24 protein-coding genes are annotated in these 23,333 nt (G+C 40.4%); 6 read left to right on the forward strand and 18 right to left on the reverse strand.

The annotated features are described in order from the left end of the window. The first annotated feature begins 11 nt into the window (after positions 1–11). Complete coding sequence (locus TR08_RS32580; RefSeq protein WP_193747757.1) at positions 12–146, forward strand: transposase; 135 nt, start codon at positions 12–14, stop codon at positions 144–146. Positions 147–633: 487 nt separating this feature from the next. Here the strand turns inward: TR08_RS32580 and TR08_RS15240 are convergent, their stop codons facing one another. Beyond that, entirely contained in the window at positions 634–1,101 is a 468-nt protein-coding gene (locus TR08_RS15240) for a VanZ family protein (RefSeq protein ID WP_045519491.1), read from the reverse strand. Positions 1,102–1,191: 90 nt separating this feature from the next. Here TR08_RS15240 and TR08_RS15245 point away from each other — a divergent pair, with 90 nt between their 5' ends. Continuing rightward, positions 1,192–1,644: an OsmC family protein gene (locus tag TR08_RS15245; RefSeq protein ID WP_045519492.1), complete on the forward strand. Its 453-nt coding sequence runs from the start codon at positions 1,192–1,194 to the stop codon at positions 1,642–1,644. Positions 1,645–1,766: 122 nt separating this feature from the next. Here the strand turns inward: TR08_RS15245 and TR08_RS15250 are convergent, their stop codons facing one another. Further along, the gene (locus tag TR08_RS15250) at positions 1,767–2,660 is read right to left on the reverse strand and encodes a DMT family transporter (RefSeq protein ID WP_045519494.1); all 894 of its coding nucleotides are present in this window, start codon (positions 2,658–2,660) and stop codon (positions 1,767–1,769) included. 421 nt (positions 2,661–3,081) lie between these two features. Here TR08_RS15250 and TR08_RS15255 point away from each other — a divergent pair, with 421 nt between their 5' ends. Both TR08_RS15255 and TR08_RS33615 read left to right on the forward strand, forming a co-directional pair. Then, entirely contained in the window at positions 3,082–3,405 is a 324-nt protein-coding gene (locus TR08_RS15255; RefSeq protein ID WP_045519496.1) for a BC1872 family protein, read from the forward strand. A gap of 107 nt (positions 3,406–3,512) precedes the next feature. Further along, positions 3,513–3,638 (forward strand): hypothetical protein, encoded by a 126-nt coding sequence (locus TR08_RS33615; RefSeq protein WP_274521016.1) that lies wholly within the window; start codon positions 3,513–3,515, stop codon positions 3,636–3,638. 110 nt (positions 3,639–3,748) lie between these two features. Here TR08_RS33615 and TR08_RS15260 read toward each other — a convergent pair whose 3' ends face one another. From TR08_RS15260 to TR08_RS15270, 3 genes are read right to left on the reverse strand one after another with little or no spacing between them, the layout of a single operon-like run. Further along, a complete protein-coding gene (locus TR08_RS15260; RefSeq protein ID WP_045519498.1) occupies positions 3,749–4,387 on the reverse strand; it encodes an NAD(P)-dependent oxidoreductase in 639 nt (212 codons plus the stop codon). Positions 4,388–4,411: 24 nt separating this feature from the next. Then, positions 4,412–5,473, reverse strand: coding sequence for an LLM class flavin-dependent oxidoreductase (locus TR08_RS15265; protein WP_045519500.1), 1,062 nt, complete (start codon positions 5,471–5,473; stop codon positions 4,412–4,414). A 17-nt stretch (positions 5,474–5,490) separates the two neighbouring features. Continuing rightward, positions 5,491–6,342 (reverse strand): VOC family protein, encoded by an 852-nt coding sequence (locus TR08_RS15270; RefSeq protein WP_045519502.1) that lies wholly within the window; start codon positions 6,340–6,342, stop codon positions 5,491–5,493. Positions 6,343–6,549: 207 nt separating this feature from the next. On the opposite strand from TR08_RS15270, the gene TR08_RS15275 reads away from it, so the two are divergent. Continuing rightward, positions 6,550–6,876: a winged helix-turn-helix transcriptional regulator gene (locus TR08_RS15275; protein ID WP_045519504.1), complete on the forward strand. Its 327-nt coding sequence runs from the start codon at positions 6,550–6,552 to the stop codon at positions 6,874–6,876. Between the two features lie 106 nt (positions 6,877–6,982). On the opposite strand, the gene TR08_RS15280 is transcribed toward TR08_RS15275, so the two are convergent. Genes TR08_RS15280 through TR08_RS15330 form a run of 11 tightly spaced genes read right to left on the reverse strand, consistent with a single transcriptional unit; the run spans position 6,983 to position 17,279 of the window. After that, a complete protein-coding gene (locus TR08_RS15280) occupies positions 6,983–7,759 on the reverse strand; it encodes an enoyl-CoA hydratase/isomerase family protein (RefSeq protein ID WP_045519506.1) in 777 nt (258 codons plus the stop codon). Positions 7,760–7,790: 31 nt separating this feature from the next. After that, complete coding sequence (gene fadH, locus TR08_RS15285) at positions 7,791–8,555, reverse strand: 2,4-dienoyl-CoA reductase (RefSeq protein WP_045519508.1); 765 nt, start codon at positions 8,553–8,555, stop codon at positions 7,791–7,793. Between the two features lie 50 nt (positions 8,556–8,605). Continuing rightward, a complete protein-coding gene (locus TR08_RS15290; RefSeq protein WP_045519510.1) occupies positions 8,606–9,043 on the reverse strand; it encodes a MaoC/PaaZ C-terminal domain-containing protein in 438 nt (145 codons plus the stop codon). Positions 9,044–9,059: 16 nt separating this feature from the next. Then, positions 9,060–10,577 (reverse strand): o-succinylbenzoate--CoA ligase, encoded by a 1,518-nt coding sequence (menE, locus tag TR08_RS15295; protein ID WP_045519512.1) that lies wholly within the window; start codon positions 10,575–10,577, stop codon positions 9,060–9,062. A gap of 42 nt (positions 10,578–10,619) precedes the next feature. Then, on the reverse strand, positions 10,620–12,182 hold the full coding sequence (locus tag TR08_RS15300) for an acyl-CoA carboxylase subunit beta (protein ID WP_202964973.1): 1,563 nt from the start codon (positions 12,180–12,182) through the stop codon (positions 10,620–10,622). 9 nt (positions 12,183–12,191) lie between these two features. Continuing rightward, on the reverse strand, positions 12,192–13,343 hold the full coding sequence (locus TR08_RS15305) for an acyl-CoA dehydrogenase family protein (protein ID WP_045519513.1): 1,152 nt from the start codon (positions 13,341–13,343) through the stop codon (positions 12,192–12,194). 19 nt (positions 13,344–13,362) lie between these two features. Continuing rightward, positions 13,363–14,511: an acyl-CoA dehydrogenase family protein gene (locus TR08_RS15310; RefSeq protein ID WP_045519518.1), complete on the reverse strand. Its 1,149-nt coding sequence runs from the start codon at positions 14,509–14,511 to the stop codon at positions 13,363–13,365. A gap of 17 nt (positions 14,512–14,528) precedes the next feature. Continuing rightward, the gene (locus TR08_RS15315; protein ID WP_045519519.1) at positions 14,529–14,867 is read right to left on the reverse strand and encodes an AtuA-related protein; all 339 of its coding nucleotides are present in this window, start codon (positions 14,865–14,867) and stop codon (positions 14,529–14,531) included. A gap of 3 nt (positions 14,868–14,870) precedes the next feature. Beyond that, complete coding sequence (locus TR08_RS15320) at positions 14,871–16,235, reverse strand: acyclic terpene utilization AtuA family protein (RefSeq protein WP_045519520.1); 1,365 nt, start codon at positions 16,233–16,235, stop codon at positions 14,871–14,873. A gap of 20 nt (positions 16,236–16,255) precedes the next feature. Further along, entirely contained in the window at positions 16,256–16,477 is a 222-nt protein-coding gene (locus TR08_RS15325) for an acetyl-CoA carboxylase biotin carboxyl carrier protein subunit (RefSeq protein ID WP_045519521.1), read from the reverse strand. Positions 16,478–16,493: 16 nt separating this feature from the next. After that, entirely contained in the window at positions 16,494–17,279 is a 786-nt protein-coding gene (locus TR08_RS15330) for an enoyl-CoA hydratase/isomerase family protein (protein WP_045519523.1), read from the reverse strand. 245 nt (positions 17,280–17,524) lie between these two features. Between TR08_RS15330 and TR08_RS15335 the strand changes: the two genes are divergently transcribed. Next, positions 17,525–19,660, forward strand: a complete 2,136-nt coding sequence (locus tag TR08_RS15335; RefSeq protein ID WP_052427477.1) for a sigma-54-dependent Fis family transcriptional regulator — start codon at positions 17,525–17,527, stop codon at positions 19,658–19,660. Between the two features lie 45 nt (positions 19,661–19,705). Here TR08_RS15335 and TR08_RS15340 read toward each other — a convergent pair whose 3' ends face one another. Then, entirely contained in the window at positions 19,706–21,280 is a 1,575-nt protein-coding gene (locus TR08_RS15340) for a class I adenylate-forming enzyme family protein (RefSeq protein ID WP_045519525.1), read from the reverse strand. Between the two features lie 37 nt (positions 21,281–21,317). Next, positions 21,318–22,874, reverse strand: coding sequence for an AMP-binding protein (locus TR08_RS15345; protein WP_045519527.1), 1,557 nt, complete (start codon positions 22,872–22,874; stop codon positions 21,318–21,320). Between the last annotated feature and the right edge of the window lie 459 nt (positions 22,875–23,333).

A 23,333-nucleotide genomic window follows, 5' to 3' on the forward strand; every position in this document is an offset into this window, starting at 1 on the left:
GGTGTATTTTTATGGCAAAATATAGCGAACAATTTAAATTAATGGTAGTAAGAGAGTATCAAGAAGGAAAACTGGGATATGATTTATTGGCTAAAAAGCATGGTATAAAAAGCAGTACAACAAAAAAAATGGGTAAAAGTATTTGAAAAATACGGGATGGATGGGTTGATGCGAAAGCAGCACAATGACGTTTATTCTGTTCAATTTAAGATGGATGTATTAGACTATAGAATTGAAAAACCGTGGGTTCAAAGTGAATCATAAAAAGGTTCAACACATCATGTATAAACTTGGACTCAAAGGAAATAAGTTCAGATTAAATTCACGCAAGTACAGTTCTTACAAAGGAAGGACTGGAACTGTTGCCAAGAACCTTATCAACCTGCGTTTTCACACTAATGTATGTCATCAAAAATTAACCACTGAGGTGATTTTACCTATAGCACTTAAGAAGCGAAAAATATTCAACTATTGGCGGATAGTATTCCTGCCAATGACAGCGAAAAAACACCCGGTGGATCTTTTTATAGATCTTTCGAGTGTTTTTATTTAACGTATGGCGGTCCTTGTGATATGTTTTTAAACCTTATTATGATATTTTGATATCATTTTACCTCTAGAATTGCTTTCTCCTTATTTTCGATTGGATTTAAAGAAAGCAAGTTTAATAGGCAGGTAACCCAAGAGTCCACCAATGGTATTCAAAATCAAATCATCCACGTCAAAGCTGCCGAATTCAAATACTAACTGCAATAGTTCGAACGTCAAGCTTAAGCAAAAGGTGGAAACGGTCACAGCACTAAGCTTTTGAAACTTTTTAGCCAGCAATGGTAAAATAAATCCGAAAGGCACAAAACCGATGATATTTCCTACTAGGTTTTCAATACGGATATTTAAATTGATATCGGCTAAGTACAGATAAAAATAGATGGTTTTGAAGGGAACAAAATTATTCGACCGCCAGTGGTATTCATCATACGTAAAGTTAAAATGATTAATAATCTCAGATAGAGGTATATATTTAAACAAAATTAATTTTGAAAGAATCGCTAAGTATAAACAAAGAATGAGTAATAGGGTCATTTTAAGAATAATTTTCATTCATCACTGCTCCATTTTTAACATATCCAAATAACCATACCATATTTTCTAAATTACGTGGGAGCAAAACTCGAATTGGGGGTATTTATCATGTCAGAACATGTATTTCACTTAAAAGCAAACTGGCCGGGATTACGGAATGATGTCGGAGAAATTGAGGCCGGGAATTTGAAAACAAAAGTCTCTATCCCGCCGGAAATGGATGGACCGGGTGTCGGCACTAATCCTGATGAGATGCTGCTTGGTGCCGCGGCAACCTGTTTTATCATTACTCTTGCTGCTATGATGGAACGCAGCGGGCTTGAAAAGGTAGATTTAACAATGGATTCTGAGGGCATTGTTGATGTAACCAGGGGAGTTATTACGTATAAAAAAATTATTCACCGTCCTCATATTGTTTTGAAACCCGGAGCTTCTAAAAAAGACGTTGAATTGGCGGGGCGGCTTATTAATAAAGCGGAAACATCCTGCATGATCAGCCGTGCAATTCAAGGGAATGTGGAAATTGAACTGGAGGCAACGGTGGAAATAGCAAACACATAGGGGTTTAGGGCTACATGAGTTATCATGAACGAAACCAGCTCCTTACTCGTAAAAACATTAAAAGTAAAAGAAACCATTTAATACAAACAGTGGGAAACGAATGCTTCCCACTGTTTGTTACTTTATTTAGCCGGTTTTTTCATTAATATTGAAAATTTCATTGATTTATTTTCGCTAACAAATGTTGAGCCTAAAAGCAATGCTCCACCAAACATTTGAATAAATGTCATTTGCTCTTGCAAGATAACTGCAGAAATCACTAATGATGTGATTGGGTCTGCATAACTTAATGCAGCGATACTCTGCCCTTTTAATTTCTGCATACCTGAAAAGAATAACAAGAATCCAATACCTGTGTGTACAATCCCTAAGATTAAAATAAATGGAATGGAAGAACTCGATACTTCCAAAATGCCGAATCCTTCAGTAAAGAATACATATGGCATGAGAAGCAAAGTCGCTGTACCAAGCTGAATTAATGTCATTTCTAGCCCATCCAAGTTTTTGATGAACTTGTTTAATAGCATTAATGAAGCGTAGAATCCAGCTGCCATTAATCCATAGCCAATCCCAAGTAAATTATCTACTCCAGATGTACTTACACCACTATTACCAACAATCAACAACATACCAAGCATGGCTATACCAATGCAGATTATTTTCTTTGCTGATAATTTTTCCTTAAGTATAAGTGGAGAAAGAATCAGAACAAACACAGGTGCAAAATAATAACTTAGTGCTGCGTTAGAAATGGTCGTATGCTTATACGCTTGGAAAAGGAAAATCCAATTTCCAGCCAATGCAATACTCGAAAGTAATAATACTAAAGCATTTACTATAACCAATGCCCATGGAAATTTTTTCTTCATCATGAACATAACTGCCATTAAAAATAAACTGCTAATTAAACCACGTAATAAAGCTATTTCACTCGAAGATAAATCAATGTATCTTACAAATACGCCAATCGTACCAAAGATTACCATTGATAATAGGAACTGAATTTTAGATTTCATCGTCTACTCCTTCGAATCTGCGAAACAGCTTATATTTCGCAGATTCCTAATCTGTTTTTGATATAAGCTTATTCAGAAATGACCGGGCAGCTGGAGTAAACGGTGGTGGCGGTGAAGTTGAAAATGGCTTCCAAATGAATAGATTTATATTTGATAACGGCAATATAATCCCCCAATTTCTACTTGCATATTGTTATTATCTAATTATACTAAATAAAAGTTTATTCAACTATCCTGACCTTAACACAATAAGGAGTAAAATCTAAATAGCCTAAAATATGCAGGATTTTATGCAGAACTTGTGTATTTTGGCTTTTTTTATAAATATTTTTTAAAAAATGTAGTCGTTTTATTTCTTGTGTTATATAATAATTAATAATAATATAACTGTTATATAACATTAAGAAATGGGGTAATGGAGATGAACAAAACTGATTCAATTGCTCGGAGAATTTTAGGTTGGAAGTTGAATAGATGGGATCGCTGGTTTGATTATGAAAAGGGTATTTTCATTCACGATTCTGAGTTTCAACCTGAGGAAAACCTTGAACACGCCATGCTTATTGTTAAAAGACTGGAGGAATTCGGGTTTACTTTTTCAACAGCTGGAGAATCCGAAGTTAGCTTTAACAACATCCGCGCAAAAGGTGAAACATTAGCACAAGCCATTACCAATGCAGCCTACTCCATCATTGAACAACACTCCGTCGCCAACACCACTAGAATCTGGAGCACATTGTGCTAATCTTATCTTAAATGTAAAATTCCACCATTTTATTACAACAAAATACTTATGCCCAAACGTATGTCAAAATCTAGTAAGATAGTAAACACCTTGAGGACAATTCAACGATGATATATGTTTGGGCGATTATAGGAAGTTTAGTAGCAACCCTATTATTTGATTTAATTTTTTCAAAAATTGAATATGAACGAGAAGTAGAAAAATCATGGCAAGCGTTGAAAGATCAGCTTTAACGTGAAGGAAGACCTCGGTTAGATCAACATGGATCGAGATGATGAAGGAAAATAAGCAAAACTAAAAGAGTCCCAAGACACTTGATTAGTCTCAGGACTCTTTATATATATTATTCCGCTTCACCTACAACAGTAAATCTTTCGTTAAGATGTTTAGGATTTTCAACTTCATCTACTACTGCAATGGCAAAATCAGCATAGCTGATATAACTTTCACCTTTTGAATTAACAAGAAGGTTATCTTTCCCTGACTGATAAGCTCCAGTCCTTTTTCCTTCAGCATCAAACACAGCAGAAGGACTAATAAATGTCCATGCTAAGTCAGTTGTTTCCTGTAATTCTTGCAAGTTCCTCCCTTGACCTTTAGCCGTTGGTTTAACGATTTCCGGAAATTCAGGAGTATCAATCACTCTTACTGTTTTGTTCTCGTCGACAAAAAGACTTCCAGCTCCTCCGACAACCATTAATCTTGTACTTGTTCCTTTTAACGCCTCGATTAACGCATGACCCGCATCCACATGAGCTTGTTCCTCTCCAAGCGGAGCTCCAAAGGCATTAATAACAACATCAAACGCTTTTAAATCTTCAACTGTTAAATCCAATACATTTTTCTCAATGACTGCTACATTTTTATCTTGAAGTTTAGAGGCATTTCTTACAATCGCTGTTCCTTTATGCCCTCTGCTTACTGCTTCTTTCAATATCAGACTTCCTGCTTTTCCACTTGCTCCAATAACTGCAATGTTCATAATGATTTCCTCCAATTAAATAATTTATTTTCTAGTTGCCTTTTTAATCAATGGAACAACCTCAGTTGCTAATAATTCAATGTTTTTGGCTACTTTATTAAAAGGTAACCCGCCTATATCAACTTGCGCTAGAAAACGTTTATGACCAAATAGCTCATGTTGACGAAGAACTTTCTCTACAATTTGCTGTGGACTTCCTACGAACAATGCAGTATTTGGACTTGCCATATACTCGAAGTCTTCCTTTGACATCCTTGATCCCATCCCCCGCCCGCGATTCACATAGGACCAATAATTTGAATAATAAGGAAAGAACTCGTCTTTGGCCTGCTGAGTAGTTTTAGCAATGTATGCATGTCCTGTTACACCCACTTTTAATACTTCTGGTGAATGACCTGCCTCCATTCCTGCTTTACGGTAAAGGTCCACAAGCGGTTTGAAACGTAATGGATCTCCCCCTAAAATGGCCAACGCCATTCCAACCCCAAATCTTCCAGCACGGACGGCACTCTCAGGTGTCCCGCCAACACCAATCCAAATCGGTATTTGATCTTGTATAGGTCGTGGTGAAATTTCTGCATTCCTTAAGGAAGGGCGAAAATTCCCCGACCAAGTGACTTTCTCATTTTTATTTAGTTGTAATAACAACTCCATATGCTCTGTAAAAAGCTCATCATAATCGTTTGTGCTATACCCAAAAAGGGGAAATGACTCTATAAAGGCACCTCGGCCTGCCAGGATTTCTGCACGACCGTCTGAAAGCAAATCCAATGTGGCAAAATCCTCGAATAAGCGAACTGGGTCAAGGGTACTTAACACACTTGTAGTACTTGTTAATTTAATACGCTTTGTTACTTGAGCGATAGCAGACAACACAACTGCTGGGGATGAGGTGGCATAATCTAACCGATGATGTTCCCCTACCCCAAAAACATCCAGTCCAGCTTCATCAGCAAGCTTTGCTGCTTGAATAATTTCACTCATTCGTTGCTTGGCCGTTATCGTTTTTCCTGTAAGAGGATCCGGACCAATATCTGCAAGTGTGTAGATTCCTATTTCAATGCCGTTATTATTTATAGTAGACACTCGGATACCTCCCTATCTTATATTGCTAACTCGACTCGGTTTCCTGAAGGATCATAAGTTATAAATTTTTTATTTTCTTCATGAACATTGGAACCAATCTTTTTCAAATTAGAAACTAATTGATTACGTGCTTCTTCATTAGGCAAAATGAGTGTAAAAGATTCTAAACCTACACTATTTTCGGAAGGAGTTGGTGCCCCTAAGCCATTCCATGTATTGACTCCAATATGATGGTGGTACTTTCCAGCGGAAAGAAATAGCGCCTGCCCGCCATATCGGTTTACCACATCAAATCCAAGTCCTATCACATAAAATTCTTCTGTCTTCTTTAATTCAGAAACATGTAAATGAATATGACCCATTACCGTTCCTTCCGGCATTCCTTGCCACGTTTTACCTGAGTTAACAGTAGTCAAAAGATTTTTAAAATCAAGCGGGTCAACTGTCATAGCCACTTCTTCGCCTTTCCAACTCCATTCAGATGGGTCCCGATCGATATAAATTTCAATACCATTTCCATCTGGGTCATCTAAATACAATGCCTCACTTACAAGGTGATCGGAAGAGCCAAATTTTATTCCCTTTTCCACTAAGTGAATCACAATATTGGCTAAATCGGATCTTTCTGGTAAAAGGATAGCAAAATGATATAAACCTGTTGTTCTTCCCTGTTTTGGTATTACATTTTCAGGCTGTACAAGTGACAAAATACTAGTTTTACCATCCGTTGTTAGTGTTACTGTTGAGGTTGTTTGCTCTAAAATATCAAAACCTAGAACATCTTGATAAAATTTTAATGAACGCTCTAAATTTTCCACCTTAATTTTGACATGCCCTACAAATGTAGTTGGTTTAGTGTGAAATCCCATAATAACCCTCCTAGAGTCATTTCTCTTATGATTGAAAAACATTTGATTTAAGAAATTCGTAATTTATCAGCTAAAAACAAATAACAGTTAGTTACTTTATGTAAGTAAGTATATTAATGTTATTATATATTGTCAAGTAACTAGATTTACTTTTGTAAACTAATGACATTTTGTGGTATACTCTAAATAAGAGAGGTGTAATGTAGTATGAAACAACCTACTATTTGTCCAAAATTTGAAAAAGCCATCTCACTACTCAGTCAAAGATGGAGTGCATTAGTTATTTATCAGCTGTTATCAGGCTCGCAGCGGTTTAGTGAAATTCAATCCGCTATTGGCATAAGTGGTAAAGTATTATCCGATCGTTTAAAGGATTTAGAACATCAAGGAATCGTTAAACGTGAGGTTATACCTAACACACCTGTAATTATAGAGTACTCTTTAACAGAAAAAGGTTATTCACTAGAACGTATCTTACGAGAAATAGAGAGCTGGTCTCAGCTTTGGGTAAAACCGGAACCTGAGCTATCTTAATTGGCTAAGCACAACTTTTTATGGAAGAAAAAATAAAACGAAAAAAGACATTTTCATTTAAAACAAATAAGAGCAGGATACCTCACTAAAAGGTTCCTGCTCTTGTCTATTTTCCGATAAAGTTCGGTGAACGCTTTTCAATAAAAGCCCGTATCCCTTCTCTCGAATCCTCACTTTTAAATGCTTCTTCTGAATAACTCCACTCTTCACGGAAAGCGAGATCCATTGGCAGGTTTAGTAAACGCAAAACGGCTTTTTTTGTACTCTGTACAGCGATGGGACCATTGTTACAAATAATCTCAGCCACTATTTCTACTTCTTCCATTAATTGCTCTTTAGCCACCACTTTATTGATTAGCCCAATTTCCTTTGCCTCCTGGGCAGTTAACTGCTCTCCTGTAAGAAGGATTTCCATGGCGCGGCAATAGGGGATTTGCCTTACTAGTCTTACCAGCGACCCAGCCGCGGCCATTATGGACCATTTCGGTTCCGGAAGTCCGAATCGTGCCTCCTCCGTAGCGATGCGAATATCCGTTGCCTCTAAAATTTCCATCCCGCCTGCGAGACAAAATCCATTGACCGCTGCAATAATGGGCTTCCAGACAGGAACATTTTTCAGCATCGCTGATTCTGTTTTTTCTTGATCAAGTTTTCCTTCCATTAATAATGGAATCGTCTCCTTTAAATCTGCGCCTGAACAAAAGGCTTTATCTCCTGTTCCGGTTAGAATGATTACCCGGATATCATCGTCATTCTGTGCCTCCAGAAAATAACTGCCAATCATTTCAAAACCTTCCGGTGTCATGGCATTCAATGCCTTTGGTCTGTTAAACGTAATATACGCTTTATTTCCTTCCTTTTTGTATAATACAGGTGGTTCCATTCTTCATCCCTCCTGATTGGGTTATTCCCTATTAAAAATGAGCGTGTTTAAGCCATTGCCCGCCATCCATCGTGATACAGTCGCCGTTGATATATTCTGCTTGCGGTGAAAGCAGGAAGGCAGCTAAATGAGCAATTTCCTCTGGTCGGCCTACCCTTCTTAATGGAACACTTTCAATCGTCTTTTGTAATGCTTCATTTGAGCCGAAAAGTTTATCTGCTCCACCTGTGTTTTCAATTGGTCCAGGGGCAATCGCATTTGCACGGATTCCGTATTTTTCACCCCATTCCACAGCCAACGTTCTCGTCATCGTTAATACGCCCGATTTTGCACAGGCAGAATGAATGACGCCAGCTGCAGCACCCCATGCATATGTAGCGACGATATTTAAGATGCTCCCCTTTGTTTGGGTATTAATCCAGTGCTTGCCAACAGCCTGGCTGCAATACCATGTACCATTTAAAACGATGCCAATGACTGAATTCCAGCCATTAATGGATAGGTCCTCTGCGGGACAAATAAAGTTCCCAGCTGCATTATTGATCAGGTGATCAATTTTGCCAAAGTGTTTTACGGTTTCATCGACCATAAACTGGACTTTTTCAGGATCGCGAACGTCCATTTGTATCGGTAGTACCTGACCCCCATACCGCTCTAGGCTTTGTCTCGTTTCTTCCAATCTCTCGGCATTTCTCCCGGTGATCACGACATTTGCCCCTTTTTCTAAAAAATTCTTGGCCATTGCCTTTCCCATTCCACTTGAACCACCGGTAATTATGACAACTTGATCCTTCATATGTGCTCACCCCATTTTTTTCTTAAAGGAAATCTGCAGAGCTATTTGATTTAGCGTCTTTCATTATTAATTAATGCTTTTGAAATACCCACAATACATGGTTCACCTGTTTGTTTGACGATGGTCTGTTTCACGGTGACTACACCCGTTCCATTGCCTTTATCCACAAGGTCTATGACCTCAAGCTCGACATGAATGGTATCGTTAATGAATACAGGATGAATAAACCGAAGTTTATCTATCCCATAATTAGCTGCCACAATGCCCGGTTCCATTTTCGTAAGACCTACTGCAAAAGAAAGCACCAACATTCCATGAGCAATCCGCTGCTTAAAAAAGGAATTTTTGGAAAATTCGATATCGGTGTGCAGCGGATAATAATCTCCCGTTATCGCTGAAAACATAACGATATCGGTCTCCGTTATGGTCCGCCCTCTTGACTTCCATTGTTCGCCTACTTCAAAATTCTCAAAATATTTATCGTACATTTTTTCCACCCTTCCGTTAAACTCTTTGTCTTAGTACCGTTTTCAGAATTTTCCCAGTTGCGTTGCGCGGCAATGCTTCAACAATCTCCACCTGTTTGGGAAATTTAAACCTGGCAATTTTTCCATCAAGAAATTCTTCGAGGTCTTGAACGTTAAGAGGCTTGCTGCTGTCTTTCAACGCAATGACTGCTTTGATTGACTCGCCCCATTTATCATCCGGGTAACCAAGGACAGCAGCCTCCTTAATGTTCGGGTGTCGATATAATACCTGCTCAATTTCAATGGGATACACATTCTCTCCACCTGTGATAATCATGTCTTTCTTGCGATCCACGATATAAATAAATCCTTCAGAATCAAATTTCGCTAGGTCCCCGGTATAGAACCAGTCATTTTTAATGGCTTGTTTCGTCTCTTCAGGTTTATTCCAATAGCCAGCCATCACGTTCGGACCATTGACAATGAGTTCACCAACTTGGCCTGGGGGAAGATCACGATCAGCTGGATCGACGATGCGGACATTTGTGTGAATTGGCTCCTTTCCAACCGAGCCATTTTTTCTGATTGTATTTTCTTTGTCGAGTATACTGACAAATGGAGCTGTTTCTGTTAGACCGAAACCTTCATAAAACGGGATGCCCCGTTCTTGGAAAAATTCAATTACCGTTATCGGACATGGTGCGCCGCCAGATACGGCAAATCTTAGGGATGAAATATCATATGCTTCAAAATTTTCGACATTTGTTAATGCTTGCCACATGGCAGGGACAAGGAATAAACAAGTAATTCTCTCACCATGGATTTTTTGGAGGATTTTACTAGGATTAAAAAAATCCTCCAAAATAATGGTTGCGCCTTTATACATTAATGGTGTTGTAAAAACACTCATTCCACCTATATGAAATAATGGTGCTACTGACAACGTAATATCCGTGTAGTCAACCGGAGTACTTTGAATCATGTTAATGGCATTCCACTGTGTATTCCCGTGGGTTAACATGGCTCCTTTTGGTTTCCCAGTCGTACCGGATGTGTACATCATCATATGAACATCATCTAGACGTATATCATAATCATGTTCTTCGTTTGAGGCATTTGCGATTAAATCCTCGTAAACAGAATCATTTTCACGAGGATGATTGCCTACGTGGATGTATTCTAGCAAACTAGATTCTTTCAACCTCAGTTCTTCGACCAATGCTTTCATCCTGGAGTCGTAAATGAAATGATAAGACCTGGAATCATTCACAATATAAAGAACTTCTTCCACACTTAACCGGTAATTAATCGGAACAAAAATCGCTCCCATTTTTGCACAGGCAAACATCGATTCCACCATTTCGTTCGTATTGAATAAAAGTGCATTGACGCGGTCGCCTTTTCTTACCCCTTTAGAAATAAGGGCATTCGATAAACGATTTACCCGATCATTTAATTCTGAATACGTGAATCTTTTTTCATTGTAGACAAGTGCAAGCCTGTCAGGCCGAAGTTTACTATGCTTTACGAGCCAGTTCCCTATTCCTTTTACCATAGCCTCCTCAACTCCCTAGTAAAATTGGAAAATGCTTCTTCCCTAGCTTAAAATAGTGGAATGCTTCTTGGCTGGAAGTGGAAAATCCTTGTTTTCAAAGGTTTCGTATCTCCGGATTAATTCTTTACGTAATTCACTCGGTACCACTAAGTCGTCCACGACAAGTTCGCCAGATAGCTTGATAATGTCATAGCCTGCACGGTATTCTTCCCGCAGCTCTTGGATCAATGCCACTCTTTCTTCCGGATCGGTTACGGAATGAATTTTATTATAATAAACAGCATTAACTGCTGCTTCTGGACCCATTATCGCAATTTCTGCCGATGGAAGCGCAATCGTGGTATCTGGTTCATAGGCTGGTCCTGCCATGGCATATATTCCGGCTCCATAAGCCTTCCGAACAATGACACACATTTTTGGAACATTGGCGGTTGAACTGGCGTAAATGAAATTGCGCCCTTTTCTTAATATTCCCTCCTGCTCGACTTTGGTACCCACCATAAATCCTGGAGTATCACATAAATAGAGGAGAGGAATATTGTAGGCATCACAGGTCCAGACAAATTTCGCTCCTTTATCAGAGGATTCAGGGAAAATCGCTCCGCCTTTTTGCATTGGCTGGTTCGCAACAATGCCTACTGTTTTCCCATTTAATCTCGCAAATCCTGTTACCAATTCTTTTGCGTAGTTCGCTTTTACTTCTAGGAAACTATCACCATCCACGATAGCTTCTATTAATTTGCGGACATCATAGGCTCGGTTCGGCTCCATTGGGATGATATTATCAATCTCTTCAGGAGAACGCTTTGGTTCTACGGCTGGAAATTCAGGTATTTTTCCTTCAAAATGATCCGGAAGGTAAGACAGCAGTTTTTTTACAATCTGAGCCGCCTCTTCCTCTGATTTGGCAATAAAATCAGCTGAGCCGCTTTTCGTGGTGTGCATGGTGGCTCCACCAAGCTCCTCTACATCTACCTTTTGCCCGGTGGCCATTTGGACCATTCGAGGGGAAGCGATCGCCATCCCTGATATCTTGTCGACCATCACCACGAAATCAGAAAATACCGGCATGTAGGCGGTGCCTGCAAAACATGGTCCGTAAAGGACGGCGATTTGCGGAACACGCCCTGAAAGCATGCTGTGGTTATACCAGATTTTACCCCCAGAGTATTTTTCAACGTGGTACCCACCGGCTTCATCAATACGTCCGCCAGAGGAATCTATCAAATATACAATCGGACGTCTGCCACGGATGGCTGACTCTTGAATCCGCAATATCTTTTCGCCATGATACTTACCAATTGAACCTGCTTTAACGGTATAATCACTGGCCATAAAAAAGACTAATCGCTCATCGATTTTCCCTGTGCCTGTCACCACTCCGTCTGCAGGCAGTTTTTCTTTATTGGCATTCGCAAATAATCCCGTTTCGTAATAGGGCTGTTCATCATCGAAATATAACTTCAAACGATCACGAACAAATAATTTCCCTAATTTTTTGATCTTTTCATGATCAGGTCCACCTTTATAGATTCTTTCTCTTTCTGCGAGGATTTTTCTTTCACGTTCCAACTTCAGCACATCCTTTGCGAGGTATTTTGTCATTCTCCTAAGTTAAGAGATGATTCCCAATTGTTTTGATAGTATTTCGTTCATAATTTGTGTGGTGCCTCCGCCTATCGTTTGGATACGGGCATCACGCCAAATCCGCTGGATTGGAAATTCCATCATATAGCCATTGCCGCCATGTATTTGCAATGCCTGATCTGCCACGCGATTCAGCATTTCAGTGGCAACAGCTTTAGCCATGGTGGCTTGGGTCACACAGTTTTCACCTTTGTTATACAAATAAAGTGCCCGGTAAGTGATGTTCCTCGCTTTTTCTATATCCACTGCCATATCGACCATTTTGTGGCGCAGCACCTGGTATTCTGATAATGGCTTGTTAAATTGAATTCTTCCCTTACTGTATTTAATCGCCAATTCCAATGCTTTCTCGGCTGCCCCGATACACCCTAATGCCAATGTCATTCTTTCATATTGGAAATTTTTCATGATATAAAGAAAGCCCTCATGTTCATTGCCAATCAAGTTTTCCTTTGGAACCTTTACCTCATCGAAAAATATCTCTCCCGTATCAGATGATCGCCATCCTAACTTCTTTAGACTTTTTCCCACAGAGTACCCTTCTGAACTCGTTTCGACGATAAAAAGACTCACATTTCTGTGGACCGGTTCATCCTTCGTTTTTGCGGCCACGACCACATAATCAGCATTGACACCGTTTGTGATAAACGTTTTTGAGCCATTTAAGAGATAATAATCCCCATCTTTTTTCGCCGTCGTTTTAATGGCAGCTACGTCCGAGCCACCACCTGGTTCTGTAATCGCTAGCGCGGAGATTAACTCTCCCTTAATGCCTGGTACAAGGTATTTTTGTTTTTGCTCATGACTTCCATATTTCCAAATATTTGTCATCGCAATCGAGGTATGTGATCCAATCGCAGCACCGACACCACCGGCGCCACATCTTGACAATTCCTCGGTAAATACAGCTTCCATGATCAAATCGAGTCCGCTGCCGCCATATTCTTCGGGAAACTTAATGCCCAAATAACCTAATTCGCCCATTCTTTTATATAAACTTCGCGGTGTTTCACCGTCTTTTTCCCACTGCTCAATATATGGAACTACTTCTTTTTCCAAAAAAGAGCGTACAGCTTTACGAAACATCTGATGCTCTTCCGTAAATATCCAGTGTGACATCCTGCTCCTCCTCCCTTGGCTACAAGCCAATTTGCTTCGAGATAATCTCCTTCATGATTTCATCGGTACCGCCGCCGATTCGCGGAAGTCGGCTATCCCTCCAGGCCCGTTCAATCGGATATTCTGCCATATAGCCATTCCCGCCAAAAATTTGCAGAGCCCGGTCCGCTACCCAATGACCCATTTGAGCTGCAGCCAATTTCGTCATCGAAATTTCCTTTGATGGAACTTCTCCTCTCGAGAATCTGTAGGCTGTGGCATAGGTTAGTTCCCGGCACACCTCAATTTGCGTCTTCATTTCTGCAAGCAAATGTGCGATTACCTGAAAATTGCTAATCGGCTGATCAAAGGCTTCCCTTGATTTTGCATAGTTCAATGCCAGTTCATATACATGTTCGGCGCTGCCAATTGCACCAGCCGCACCAATCATTCTTTCTCCCTGAAGCTGCCACATGATTTGATAAAAGCCCTTTCCTACTTCACCTAATAGATTTTCGTTAGGGATGCGGACATTATCGAAAATCAACTCTGCCGTATCAGAGGAACACATGCCGACTTTATCCAGCTTTTTCCCGACAGAGAAACCTGGCCGGTCTGTTTCGACAAGAAAGAGAGAGATTCCTTTTGGTCCAGGATCGTCAGAAGTTCTCGTGACAAGTGTCACAAAATCTGCTCTCGTTCCGTTCGTAATAAATGTTTTAGTCCCATTGATGACCCATTCGTCTCCGTCCCACTTTGCTCTTGTTTGGATTCCCATCACGTCAGAACCGTTGTTTGGTTCAGAAATACCAATCGCCGCAATCTTTTCCCCTCTGAGGGCGGGCTTTAAGAAACGTTCATGCTGGTCCTTCGTTCCAAACTTAAAGATTGGCGGTGTTGCCATATCGGTTTGGACAGCAATCGCCATCGGTACGCCGCCACAGCCGCATTTATTCATCTCTTCAGCAAGGACGATACCGGAAAAATAATCTCCCCCTTGACCTCCAACCGACTCTGGATAATGTAAGCCTAGTAGACCTAGTTCACCCATTCTAGTAAATAGTGACCGTGGAAATACTCCCTGCTCTTCCCACTCATCGACAAAAGGTGAAATTTCTTTTTCAACAAATCTGCGGATCATTTTTCGCAGTTGATCATGCTCTTCTGTAAAATACGGTTCATACGTCATACCCTGTACACCTCACTTTATAGATCTGTTAATAATTCATCGTCCACTTCTATCTCCATACGAAGCATATTGGAACCAAAACATTTTCCAAGGTTATCAAGTCGAAGCGAAGAAGAACCCCCACCGTCCAATGCCTCGGTAAGAACAAAGTTCATTGCCAAGATATTTGGCATTTCGTATCGGGTCACTTTTCCCTTTACAAGACCAGAAAAGTGCTCTTTAACTGTATTAGTAGTCAATTTTGTTAAAAGAAGTTGATAGATTGATTGATTAGGAGCAAAAACGCCAATATTGATACTGTTTCCTTTATCGCCAGACCGTGCTTGGGCGATCTCCTTCAGCTTTACAATCGCCATCGGTTACACCTCCGCTACTTCTACTTGTATTTGACTTTCAACCTCTTCCCGTGGCAGCAAGGCTGACCACATTCCAAGCAAGGCTCTTGGGGCTGCATTCCCAGTAAAACCGCTCATTGATGGCGGACCATTCAAAGCTAATGGAGGGAACAATCGGCTAAACTTTGCAGCCTCAGGCTTTGTTTTTGCCCGGACGGTCATACGTAAAAACACTTCATTGAGTTCACTTTGGTTATCATGTGCAAGAGGACCACTTAAGGAGTTATATCCCATAAAATCTGTTCTTACCTCCTCGTAATTCAACCCATTCCGCTCCAACTGAATGCGAATGATTTCATCAACTTTTTTGGCTTTCATCATCGCATCTGGCCATGAAAATCCGACAATCACTTGGCCTGCATAGCCATTTTCATAGCCCATGACCACCTTCAAGGTATCCGTTCGCGGATGCCCTTTTACTCCTGTCACTTTTACCTGATTGGGTCTAACATTTTCCAATTTCACATTGGATAAATCAACGACTACATCTGGGGTTATATAGGCTGCAGGATCATGAATTTCATAGAGCATCTGCTGTTTAACCGTATCGACGCTTACCAATCCGCCCCGATCTTCTACCTTACTGATAATAAAATCACCGTTTTCCGAAACCTCGGCAATCGGATAACCCATCTTGTCAAAGCCTTCAATTTCCCACCACTTGCCGCTGTAATTGCCGCCAGTGGATTGGGCCGAGCATTCTAGCAAATGCCCCATGAATACTCCGCTGGCTAGCTTATCCCATTCCTCCTCTCCCCAACCAAATTCATAGATTAATGGTGCTAAAAACTGAGCCGTATCGGTCGTCCTTCCTGTGACAACGATATCTGCACCTGCCTCTAGGGCTTTTACAATTGGCTGCGCCCCAATATAGGCATTGGCAAATTCTAGTCTTTCCTTTATCTCCTCTACTGGTTCTCCTGATTCTATGTGTTTCAATGGATACCCTTTCTCAAGAAACTCAGGAAGTCTGTCGATGACATTATCCCCCGTTACGACCGCTACCTTTAAGCCGTTGATTCCCATTTCCCTTGCCACCCGGAGGATTTCTTGCTGCGCACCAATCGGATTGATGCCGCCTCCATTGGTTAAAAGCTTGATCCCTTTTTGTTTTACATATGGAAGTAATGCTTTCATCTGCAGAGAGATATCCTTTGTATAACCCGCATTTTCATTTTTCTTTTTATCCTTTACCAGGATCGCCATGGTTAGCTCTGCTAAGGCGTCAAAACAAAGATATTGGACATTTCCTTTTTCCGCTGTCGAGACTGCAGGCTCTATCGTATCGCCATAAAATCCCTGTGCGGCGCCTATTCTCACTTTTTTCATCTTAAATGACCTCCTTATCGTTAATCAGTAGTGGTTATCTCTACAAGGACATCACCCTCTTGGACGAACTCTCCTTCTGACGTTTTGATGGCTGATACCACCCCTGAATGTGTGGATTCAATCGGGATTTCCATTTTCATCGACTCCAGAATAACCAATACGTCTCCTTCCTTGACCACATCATTTTCTTTCACTTCTATTTTCCAAACGCTACCTGACATTGTAGACAAAACTTCTCTCATTACACTCACTCCCTCTTTATTTTCCGGTCCAAAACGGCTGTCTTTTTTCAAGAAAGGCTGTAGCTCCCTCTTTTAAATCTTCACTCATAAACGACACAAGTCTTAAAGTTGTCAAATAATCAAAAGACTTTATCAAATCCATCTGTTCTGTAGAATAAAAAGCATCCAGGCTTAACTTGACTGCCAGTGGACTAAAGCTGGCAACAAGTCTAGCCAACTTCCATGTCTCATTTTCAAGGTCCTCCGGGCTGACCACTCGATGGACGAGATTGAGCACTTTTGCCTGTTCTGCTGAATAGATTTCAGCTGTTAGCATCATTTCCATCATTTTTCGGTCACCGACGGCACGTCTTACCCAAGGCATTATCACGAACGGTACCAGACCAAGCTTCAGTTCGGTTAACCCCAACTTCGCCTCTGTCGATGCCACGGCAAGCTGACACATCGCAACAAGTCCAGTTCCCCCGCCTAATGCCGGACCATTTACACTCGCAATTAATGGAGTACTGACTTCAGCACCTAACTTGAACAGTTCTGTACTCTCTTTTCCTTCAAAATAGAGATCAGGAGCAGTCCGCTCGAGATTTTTCTTGAAGTCATTTAAATTGCCGCCGGCGGAAAAGGCTTTTCCAGCACCCGTAAGGATAATCGCTCTAATTTCAGGATTACGGTCAGCTTTTCTAATCGCATGAACCAGCTCTCTAGTCGACTTTTCTGTTAAGGGATTTCTCATTTCAGGTAAATTCAACGTCACCTTGGCAACGTTTTCATTTTCTTCGTAGAGGATTGTTTCATAAACCATCATTTTCACCTCTTGATTTTATTTCTGTTTATATCTTATAGTGCAATATCCGTGCCAATTTTCTATGAAGCTATGAAATGATGGGCATTGTACTCGAATCATTTTTTAGAAAGAAAAAGCTGAACAGTACTGCACACAAAAGTGAACAGTTGTTTAAAGAAGTTAACAATAAAAGATTGTAATATCAGGGTTCCGTCGTTATAATATGAATTGTATTAATTTTCTGAATACTGAGGTGGGAATATTTGAAGGTTAGGAGTTTTACTACCGTTAATTTCGTCAATTTATCCCTGAATAGCACAATCCGTGAAGCGATCTCTGCTTTCCTTGAACATCGTGTTGACATCGGCTGTATTACAGAAAACAATAAACTTACAGGAATCATCCACAAAAACTCCATCTATCGGGCACTACTTCATAACACATCCATCGATGATCCTATTAGACCACTCATTAACGAAAGCGTTATTACCATTCATAAAGATCAGTCCCTCCTTGAAGCAAGAGATATCATGTTGAAAGGGAATGTCAGTCACGCAGTCGTTCTTGACCATAATCAAGAGGTCTTTGGCATTATGACAAAGTCAGACTTGGTCAACTCCCATATGGCTGTCTTGGAGGATACAATAAATCGAATGAAGTCACTGATTGAAAGCCTTCAGGATGCGGTCATCACAGTTGATTCTAATCTCAGAATCACTACCTTTAATCAAACAGCGCTCGATCTTCTCCAATTAAATGGCAAACATTTATTACAAGCACCTATTGATCGTTTCCTTCCGCCTTTTAGAAGATGGTTGATTGAAACTTTGAAAACTGGAACTATTCAAGACGCCAAAAGAATTAGTTTTAATAACATTACGATCATTGCTTCATTTATCCCGATCAGGGAAATAAATCGTGTCACCGGTGCCATGGTGGTTTTACGCGATGTTACCTCCTATGAAAACATTGCGAATGAATTAGAAACGACGAAACAATTAAAGAGAATTCTAGATAGTGCCCTGGAATTGGCCTATGATGGTGTCGCTGTTATGAATAAGGTCGGACACATTACAATGGTTAATCATGGATTCATGGAACTCTTTCATATTGAACATCAGGATGAGGTACTAGGTCAGCATATTACAAAAATCGCACCGCAGATTCCTGCTCAGCTTAGTTTGGAGTTCGATCAAAAAATGGAGGGAGAACTTATACCCATCCATAACCAAAAGTGCATTGTAGCCCAAATGCCCATTTATCAAGATGGACAAAGGCTCGGTGCCATCATCAAAATCATTTTCCGCCAGCTTGATGCTTGGAAAGATATCCTTCTACATATGGATAAATTAGAAAGTGAGATTTCCTACTATCGGGGAGAATTATACCGAATATCCAAAGATACCCATCCATTTGCCCATGTAGTCTCACAGAATTCTCAAATGGAAAAATTTAAACAGGATGCGGTCATTGCCGCTAAATCTTTTTCCAATGTCATCATTACCGGTGAAAGCGGCACAGGCAAAGAGTTGTTTGCAGAAGGCATCCATAATGAATCCGGCCGTAAGGGAGCTTTTATTAAAGTCAATTGCGGGGCGATTCCGGAAGAATTATTAGAATCCGAGTTTTTCGGTTATGCAGATGGAGCGTTTACTGGAGCGAAAAAAGGAGGTAAACCGGGGAAATTTGAATTGGCCAATAATGGCACTCTTTTCCTCGATGAAATCGGTGATATGCCGCCATCCTTACAGGTTAAACTATTACGAGTTCTGCAAGAACAAGAGTTTGAAAGAATTGGTGCAACTAAAACAACAAAAGTAAATGTACGAATTATATCGGCTACCAATAAAGATTTAATTCAGCTTGTAAACCAAGGGAAATTCAGGGAGGATCTCTATTATCGTATTCACGTTATTCAATTACACATTCCCCCGTTGAGAGAACGGCTCGATGATATTCCATTACTATGCACCCATTTTATTAATAAAATTAATACGAAAACCAATAAGAATATCATTGGGGTTTCACCGCAAGTGATTCGAAGCTTTCAACAATACCATTGGCCAGGTAATATTAGACAACTAGAAAATGTCTTGGAACGAGCCTTTCATTTCAGTCAGACGAATTGGATCGAAATGGAGCACCTGCCTAAAGAACTGAACTTACATGAAGCACCTACTTCTATTGAGCTAAAAAGACCCGAGCCTACTGTTGCGATTAACCGTAAGCAATCAATAAACCAGACTGAAAAACAGGTGGTCCTGCAGGCCCTACTGGCATGCCAGGGAAACCGCTCAAAAACGGCAGAATTACTGGGAATCAGCAGGACCACTCTTTATCAAAAAATAAAAAAGTATCATATTATGGAAGAATTGGAGGTTAAATTCTCCTCCTCTTAAAGCTAACAACCATATGGGAATGTGCCCCATATGGTTGTTTTTTGTCTATTTAGCTGGCAGCTGTTTTAAATATTGCTCTTTCAAAACTGATTTTTGAATCTTCCCCGCTGGTGTCTGAGGGAGATTCTTTGCAAATACAATTTGCTTCGGTACTTTATAATCCGCTAAATGCTGTTTGCAGAACACTTTCACTTCTTCTTCTGAAATCACATCTCCTTCTTTTGGGATAATATAGTACAGACCCACTTCACCTAGGAACGGATCCGGTACTCCAATTCCTGCTGCGAAAGAAACCTTCGGATGTGACATAAGAATGCTCTCTACCTCTAGAGGGTAAACATTATATCCACCCTGAATATACATTTCCTTCTTACGTCCTTTCAAAAACAAATACCCCTCATGATCCAGATACCCCATATCACCCGTATACAGCCAGCCATCTTCTGAAAAGGTTAATTTCGTTTCTTCCTCAAGCCCAAAGTAACCTTTGGCTCTGCAATCCCCTTTAACGGCTAGTTCACCGACTTCACCATGAGGAAGCTCATTCTGTTCACTATCGACAATTTTTATCTTAAAATCACCGATTGGAACGCCAATGCTTTCCTGAACTCTTTCTACAGAATCTGTCAGCCTCGTCATAATACACGCACCAGATGTTTCACTAAGTCCATATAAATTTACGATTCTAGCATTCTGGAAGTGTATATCAATCAACTCACACTGACTGCGATCGACATTGGAACCACCGACAATACCTATTTTTATTGAACTCAGGTCATATTTATCGATATCTTTATGATTGCAGAGCATGAGATACATGGTTGGAACTCCGCCAAACATCGTTGGTTTTACTCGGTCGATGACTTGCAGTACCTTTTCAGGTATAAATTCTGGAACTAATACAATGCTTCCAAACTTCACTAATAGCGCATGAACGGCACAGGTAATTCCCCCGACATGGTTAAGTGGCAGACTCCCAACTGTACAGTCTTTTTCCCCAAGGGATAAGTGGTCTGCCTGGGCTAGTGCAGACTCTAAAATACTTCGATTTGTTATCAAAGTGCCCTTTGGCCTTCCAGTTGTACCAGATGTATAAATGACGATAGCAGTATCATCTTCCTTTACATCTTGCTTACACTGATCCAGACTGCTTTTATTAACCTCATAATTTAATAGATTATTTAACTTCAGACTGCCCTCAAAACCTTTTTCAATAAAAATATATTTTTCAACAGTCGGGACTTTTTTACGAAATTTTTGGAAGAAACCAGAAAAATCAAATCCCTGATGATCCGAAATGGAAACAATTCCTTTCGCCTTAGAATTGTTTAGCATATATTCTAGTTCTGCCTCACGATAGCGAGGATTTAAAGCCACCACACCAACACCGATCTTTGCGGCAGCAAAATAGCTGTAAAGCCACTCTAACTGATTCAATGCGAGGATCGCAAGGTTGTCTCCTCTCCTAAATCCTTCCTCTAACAGTGCAGACGCCAGCGCATCTGTAATTTTATCTAGCTCCTTAAAGGTTACTTTTTCGTTATTACAGATTAAAAATGGTTTATCAGGATATTGGGATACAGCTCTTTTTAAGGCTCTATGAACAATCCAATCTTGCAAACTCTAACACCTCCCAATTTATTAGAAAAACGAATCTTTAGACTGGATTATTAGAATATAAACTTTGGTATTTTTCTCTTAGGACGTGCTTTTGAATTTTACCGGTGGTGGTCATTGGGAGTTCATTTACAATTAACACTTCTTTTGGGACTTGGAATGAGCCGAGATGTTCTGTGCAGTATGCAAGAATGTCTTCCTTCGTGGCTTCCTCCCCTGGCTTTAGGACAACAAATGCCGTTACCGCCTCAATCCAGCGTTCATGTGGAAGTCCAACCGCAACAGCATTTAACACTTTGTAATATGACAACAGAACCTGTTCCACTTGAATAGAAGCAACATTTTCCCCGCCTGTCTTGATCATGTCCTTCTTTCTGTCGACAAACACTATCAGCCCATCCTCATCAAGATATCCTAAATCTCCTGTATGATGCCAGCAATGTTGTCTTGCTCGGTTTGTTTCTTCTGGATTATTCAGATACCCATCCATGACATTAGGGCCGCGATGAACGATTTCGCCTACTTCCCCTTTGCCAAGTAGCTTCCCGTTTTCATCCATAATGGCTACATCCGTTATCAATGACGGTGTTCCCCAATATGGTCCAGATTTCCTTAGCTGGTCCTCTGGTTTGAAAACACAGGTTGCCGGGTACATTTCGGTTTGCCCCGAGCCAAGTGCGAATTCACAGCCTAGTTCATTTATACCTTTTTCAAGCGTATTCCGGTCCATCGGAGCCATTGCATATAAACAATAGCGCAAACTTGATAGATTATATTTTTCAAAGGAAGGATGATAGAGAAATGCTCTGTACATCATCGGCAAACCAAACATCCAGGTAATCTTTTCTTTTTCCACCGTTTTCATAAATACTTCCGGTTCGAACCCATGAATAATGACAACCGTAGCACCTAGATGGAAGAAGGACGCCACCAGCGTATGCTGTGCACAATGGAAAGCCGGCATCATGAGTGTGGCAATGTCATCTTTCACCATTCCGGCTTCGATAATATTGGCAAGACTGGCAATGAACACCGCTTGATGGTTGATTAGCACTCCTTTAGGTGTTCCCGTGGTGCCGCTCGTAAACATTATCTGTGCAACATCTCTGTCAGCTACATTTACTTCGGGCTCGAATGTTTGCTGGGAGTGAAGTTTATTTTCAAATTTTTCAGCCTCCAGCGCACCATTACCGATAACGATTAATTCAGGACAAATGCTTGATAACTCCTCTTTTTTACCCTGTAAAAACATCTCATCACATAGCAGCACTTTCGCCCGAACTTCCGAAAGGATATAGAACTTTTCATTAAAGGAAACACCAGGATTTATCGGAACCCAAACTAAACCAGCCTTCACAATCCCAAAAATCGCAACCAAGAACTGCCAAGAATTTCCGCAAATCGAAGCTACACTATCTCCTTTTTCTAATCCAAGGTCTAACAAGTAGTGGGCAAAGCGGTTGCAATCATTATTAAACTCTTTATAGGTAATTCTTCTGTCACCGGAAATAACCGCTGTTTTATCAGGATTTTTTGCGGCTGTCCTTCGAACAATATCCCCAATTGCCACACGATTTAAGATTGAAATTTCACTCACTCAGCCTTCACCCCTAAATTTTTATTGAAATCTTTGTACACAAAACTCATTCTTATTTTTTTGCTCACCTCCACAACGTTCCTGACATATTGCGGAATCGGATCTCTCTGACCATTTCACTTTCATTTGGAACCGCTTCCATTTTTAATCTTGGGAAATGGGCTCTACAAAATGAAATGCAAGAAACATACCAATTTACCCATGCTGGTAATTTGCTTAGAAATTGAAAATGACTGACTGTATGGATGTACATGTGTTAAGAAAAAAGGACAGATGTGCTATCCGGTAAACAGTTTGTTTGGAAAGATAAGAACACTGTTTTCTTGGCAGATTCCCAAAATAAAACGCATGCCAAGTTGACAATCCGCATGCTTTCATGGGTTGAACTTTTATTTATAAAAAATACAGCATAAACCCCCGTTGGATAGATAAGAAATAATCGATTTGGCAAAAAAATGA

Origin of the sequence: Neobacillus niacini, assembly GCF_000759675.1 — a bacterium.
GTDB lineage: Bacteria > Bacillota > Bacilli > Bacillales > Cytobacillaceae > Neobacillus > Neobacillus niacini_A.

Excerpts from the sequence above, each read along its gene's own strand:
- TR08_RS32580 (WP_193747757.1), top strand. The coding sequence starts at position 12 with ATGGCAAAATATAGCGAACAATTTAAATTAATGGTAGTAAGAGAGTAT.
- TR08_RS15240 (WP_045519491.1), bottom strand. The coding sequence starts at position 1,101 with ATGAAAATTATTCTTAAAATGACCCTATTACTCATTCTTTGTTTATAC.
- TR08_RS15245 (WP_045519492.1), top strand. The coding sequence starts at position 1,192 with ATGTCAGAACATGTATTTCACTTAAAAGCAAACTGGCCGGGATTACGG.
- TR08_RS15250 (WP_045519494.1), bottom strand. The coding sequence starts at position 2,660 with ATGAAATCTAAAATTCAGTTCCTATTATCAATGGTAATCTTTGGTACG.
- TR08_RS15255 (WP_045519496.1), top strand. The coding sequence starts at position 3,082 with ATGAACAAAACTGATTCAATTGCTCGGAGAATTTTAGGTTGGAAGTTG.
- TR08_RS33615 (WP_274521016.1), top strand. The coding sequence starts at position 3,513 with ATGATATATGTTTGGGCGATTATAGGAAGTTTAGTAGCAACCCTATTA.
- TR08_RS15260 (WP_045519498.1), bottom strand. The coding sequence starts at position 4,387 with ATGAACATTGCAGTTATTGGAGCAAGTGGAAAAGCAGGAAGTCTGATA.
- TR08_RS15270 (WP_045519502.1), bottom strand. The coding sequence starts at position 6,342 with ATGGGATTTCACACTAAACCAACTACATTTGTAGGGCATGTCAAAATT.
- TR08_RS15275 (WP_045519504.1), top strand. The coding sequence starts at position 6,550 with ATGAAACAACCTACTATTTGTCCAAAATTTGAAAAAGCCATCTCACTA.
- TR08_RS15280 (WP_045519506.1), bottom strand. The coding sequence starts at position 7,759 with ATGGAACCACCTGTATTATACAAAAAGGAAGGAAATAAAGCGTATATT.
- fadH (WP_045519508.1), bottom strand. The coding sequence starts at position 8,555 with ATGAAGGATCAAGTTGTCATAATTACCGGTGGTTCAAGTGGAATGGGA.
- TR08_RS15290 (WP_045519510.1), bottom strand. The coding sequence starts at position 9,043 with ATGTACGATAAATATTTTGAGAATTTTGAAGTAGGCGAACAATGGAAG.
- menE (WP_045519512.1), bottom strand. The coding sequence starts at position 10,577 with ATGGTAAAAGGAATAGGGAACTGGCTCGTAAAGCATAGTAAACTTCGG.
- TR08_RS15300 (WP_202964973.1), bottom strand. The coding sequence starts at position 12,182 with ATGACAAAATACCTCGCAAAGGATGTGCTGAAGTTGGAACGTGAAAGA.
- TR08_RS15305 (WP_045519513.1), bottom strand. The coding sequence starts at position 13,343 with ATGTCACACTGGATATTTACGGAAGAGCATCAGATGTTTCGTAAAGCT.
- TR08_RS15310 (WP_045519518.1), bottom strand. The coding sequence starts at position 14,511 with ATGACGTATGAACCGTATTTTACAGAAGAGCATGATCAACTGCGAAAA.
- TR08_RS15315 (WP_045519519.1), bottom strand. The coding sequence starts at position 14,867 with ATGGCGATTGTAAAGCTGAAGGAGATCGCCCAAGCACGGTCTGGCGAT.
- TR08_RS15320 (WP_045519520.1), bottom strand. The coding sequence starts at position 16,235 with ATGAAAAAAGTGAGAATAGGCGCCGCACAGGGATTTTATGGCGATACG.
- TR08_RS15325 (WP_045519521.1), bottom strand. The coding sequence starts at position 16,477 with ATGAGAGAAGTTTTGTCTACAATGTCAGGTAGCGTTTGGAAAATAGAA.
- TR08_RS15330 (WP_045519523.1), bottom strand. The coding sequence starts at position 17,279 with ATGGTTTATGAAACAATCCTCTACGAAGAAAATGAAAACGTTGCCAAG.